Origin of the sequence: Clostridium sp. (genome assembly GCF_051278035.1) — a bacterium.
GTDB lineage: Bacteria > Bacillota > Clostridia > Clostridiales > Clostridiaceae > Clostridium_AD.
In genome coordinates this window covers 1-4,325 of sequence record NZ_JBNMNU010000257.1, presented here as the reverse complement: position 1 = coordinate 4,325, position 4,325 = coordinate 1, and the positions used below count along the sequence as shown (strand labels likewise).

2 protein-coding genes and 1 pseudogene are annotated in these 4,325 nt (G+C 29.3%); all 3 read right to left on the bottom strand.

The genetic code is table 11. From position 1 onward, the window contains the following. Positions 1–2,494, bottom strand: a 2,494-nt coding sequence (locus ACJAX4_RS22375) for a hypothetical protein (RefSeq protein ID WP_435791655.1), incomplete at its 3' end; no start/stop codon positions are given. A gap of 136 nt (positions 2,495–2,630) precedes the next feature. Continuing rightward, positions 2,631–3,620, bottom strand: coding sequence for a prepilin-type N-terminal cleavage/methylation domain-containing protein (locus tag ACJAX4_RS22370; RefSeq protein ID WP_435791654.1), 990 nt, complete (start codon positions 3,618–3,620; stop codon positions 2,631–2,633). Between the two features lie 112 nt (positions 3,621–3,732). Continuing rightward, positions 3,733–4,325 (bottom strand): annotated as a pseudogene (locus ACJAX4_RS22365) (hypothetical protein); the annotation flags it as partial.

Sequence of the window (4,325 nt, the reverse complement as noted above, 5' to 3'; positions counted from 1 at the left end):
CGCCTTTATACTCATTTTCACTTGTCAAATCAACGACCGTAGCATTTCCAGGTATAGTACCAGCATTTTTTCCTTTTAATACATAAGTGCTATTTTGATCTTTATCCAATATAATAACTTCATTGTTATTAACTTCATTTCTTGTAGTTAATTTAGTGAAATCTATATTATTTGCCATGGTCACTTCTGGTTCAGTTTTATCGTCAATTCCACGATAATTACTATCTGTCATAACCTTAACATCTGAAGCATCTGAAATTTTGTCTATTTCGGTTTCAGTAGCTAACTCGGTATATTCTTCTGCTTGTCCCATGTAGAATAGTTGATTTTTCAATTGAATACTTCTTGCTTTTATTTTCATATCTAAGCCTATATTCCAATTATCTGAAGATATTGAATCACCACTGTTTTTAGAAGAAGAAATACTTCCTGCATTAATGTTTTCAGGTTTATTTTCACTATTAGTATTTATAGTAATACCTTCCCCTAAATTTAATCCATTTTCCTGCGAAGGTTGATTAACATATTGTTGAAAATACTTACTCTTATCGAATGCATTCATTTTAACAGAAGAAATTAGTGTTACATTTTGTTCATCTTTGATTAATATGTTACCTAATTTATACAACTTAACTGTAACTTCCGATTTTTTAATTGATGTATCAAGTTTCACTGTTTTACCTATAGGAACAATTTTACTTTGTTCATTATTATTATATATTACATTATAACTATACGTATCTTTACACATTTCATCTGCATTTCCAATATCGGTTAAATTTACAGTTACATACCTGTTTTCTTCCAATAATGCTTTTACTGTTCTTGATGCATCACTCTCAACTTTATTGTACTTGGTGACTAATGTTAGCGGATCTATGTACTCAAAAATAACACTATCTTTCTTAAATTGTGGATTGGTTGGATTAGTTAACGGTTCAGTATATGCTCTATAGTTTCCCACAATAGATATGGATTCTCCTGTTTGATATTTTTTATCGTCTGCTAATTTAATATAAGATGTACCTGCAATATATAAGTTCTTACCAATGGTTAAGTTGGATTCATAAGAAATAGGATCAATAAATATATTACCATCCTTGTCTACTTCTTTTTTGTTACCTATATCCTCCGTGTTAATAATTATAGCACTTGAATTATCCGAATTATTTCTTTCGCCTTCTGAACCATCTGATACGCCATAGTATGACCCTGCAATGTCTACTGTAGATATCCCCCTGTTAATTTCCAAATCATCCATAAGATAAACAGAACCATCTCTTATAGCATCAATTCCAACTGTATGAATTTCACCACCAATTGCCTCTAATTCACTTGTATCATCCGATTGCTCATCAGTAGTAGTTTTTTTAGCTATAATAATATTTCTTGCATATATATTACCATTAACCTCCACATTATTATTTGTAGTAGTATTAATAGCATCATAAGAAAGCATTAAGTTTTTATTTGTTACTACATTGCCAATTACTTTTAATGAAGCAGTATTATTTTGTAAATCTATACCTGTTTCTTTACCTGAAACATATATTCCAGTATTATTGGAGTCAAGGTCACTATCTTCACTCTCTTTACCAATAATAACGCTGCCTTCATTTATTTTCATATCCCCATTAACCATTAAAGCTTTTGACCATGCAGGATTTTTAGGTATTTTTACTATTTGAGTAGGCAATAGATTATATTGGACATTGTATTTTGCAATGTTAATCTCATAAGTAGCGTTAATTATTCTTGGTGTTGAGTTATGAGTATATGAAGACTCAATGTTTACCACTACTTTATTGTTTCCATCAAAAAATTTTGTTGTTTTTTCATCATTTACCTTTATATCTTCTTTATCATCTGAAGCTACATTTATTTGATTTGTGTAACCGTTCAACTTATCTATAAGATTACCCATTCCCCCGTGACTCAATATATCCTCTTGTTTAAAAATCCCTTCACCGCTAATCAATCCCGTTTCAATAAATTCTTTATAACCTTTTTCTGTTATAGAGCCAGTACTGTCATAACAATTTACAGGTACTATAGCGTCTTCCTCCATGTAATTAATAGAAAGAGACTGAATGTTACTCTCCTTATATCCTTCTTCAAAAACCCTTTTCTTATCTGCTTCAACAGTGCTGTTGGTTATAACACCATCCTTATCTATATAGGTGCTTCGTTTTATAACACCACCCTTATCAATATAGTCACTTTCTTTTGTACGTTCAACTTTATATCTTTCAACTTTTATCATAGTTTCAAAGTTTTTATCATATTCATCTACTGCTTTATTGCCCTGCTGAATACCATATTGAACAAAAGTTCCCATAATACCATATGCTTCATCAATTCCTGCTTCTGATGCATACATACTAACTTTCTTGTTTTGCTCAATAGCCCTAAACTTGTAACTACTAAGTGCTAAGGATAGCATTGAGGTTCCTAAAATCATCAATACAAACATTACAACTAAAACCATTACCAATGATGAACCTCTTTTATATTTTGGTTTTTCACTCATAATATATTAAGCAAAATCCATACAACATTATAATAAATAAGCTATGGAGTAATGCTATCCTCCTTTCCTACAATATTAGGTTATAAAAGTTTCAACACTTTTATATCGTTTTATAAGTTTTAACTTGTTGCATTAGAAATTTTGTATTACTTCGGCTGTCATAATACCATACCTCTATATTCACTATATATTTTTTCATTAGCTTATTTGGATCTTGTTTATTTATATCAAAAATCTCATACTGCTCATTTATATAATCGCTATTAGTTCCATGATTTTCCACAACAGTATAATCATAATTTGAGTCTGATGTTTTTAGCACTTTCAAATCTAAATTCCCATAAGTAGGCTTAATATCTTCGGAATCAACGGACTCCATATTCTCAGCATTAATATCTACATTTACATTATTAGTGCTTTTAAATATAATTTTCACCTTCCCAGTAGCATTTGGATCTTTACCAATTTCCACTCCTAAATTAAGATTTCCCTGTTTAACACTACATTCTACATTACTTTCATTATTAATAATTTTAATAACGGGACGAGGATTACCTTCACTAAATGCCATATCTACCGAAGATGCTATTAGGTTGCTTTTATTATCCATTATAGATATTTTATTATCTGTATCTACAGTAATTATCATGTCATAATTACTGTTATCACTATCCTCATTAATTATTGTTTCCTCGTCAATATGATAGGCTATTTTAGTTAAAAAATTTTTGTACTTTTGTTTATTCTCACCATTGTATAAATAGTAATCTAGTATTTCTGGATCTCCATTTAATATAACATTTATTTTAGCCAAATTCTCATTGTCAGATGTATTTGCATCTACAAGTTTTATTAATCCAAGTTGTGTTTTCATAATAGTCTGAAAATTCGGCATACTTGTGTCTGCACTTTTTATATATTCAGTACACTGTTGTGCTAAATTCGTAGCAAGTATTTTTTCCTCGCTACTTTCACTTATTTTCACCGAAGTTAAAGTCATAGATAATATTGGGGTGATAATAATTCCTAAAATTGCTAAGCTGATTATAACTTCTATAAGAGTTAGTCCTTTCTTTTTCTTATATTTCATATATTATCAACCCCCTTTTTAGATTAAAATCAAAATATACAAATTTGTACTTATATTAATTTTAAAATATTTATATATATACAAATGGTTGTGCTCCTAAAATGCGTTATTCTTATCTTTCTTGTTTAATTTCACCTTTTTCTGTTATAACGTTAACTCTAGGTCTCGATTTATCATCACTTAATATTTTAACAAATACTTTCTTACTTGTTCCATTAGAAATCTTTAAATCCATTCCTGATGTATCTTCTTCTGAGTTTCTTTTAGTTGAGTAAATAATTAAATTTATGCTGTCTCCTTTAGGTGAAAACTCTTGGCCAATATTATTACTTTTAGGATAAATATTGTTTAGTGTCTTATATTTAAAGAAATATTTTCCTGATTTTTCCACAAATTCTATTTTAACTTCCTCTATTCCATCATTGTCTCCATAAACATAAGTACTTCTATTTGAATCCTCAGACTTACCTAAAATTACTGTAGGTAAGTCAGAGCTAGTAGGTTTAACCATCATATTAAAATCATATTTCTTCGGAGCTACAACTGATAAATTGCTATTACTATTATTTCCAACACCCCCTATAGATTTGAAAGGATTATCCTTACCATATCTCCCATTGTAAAGCCAAGGCATATACTCTTCTACTTCATTAATCTTAGGAATAAAATAAAAGTCTAGTGTTATATTGCCTGTGATATTAGTTT

Bases quoted from the DNA above. Each gene is read 5' to 3' on its own strand.
- ACJAX4_RS22370 (WP_435791654.1), bottom strand. From the start codon at position 3,620: ATGAAATATAAGAAAAAGAAAGGACTAACTCTTATAGAAGTTATAATC.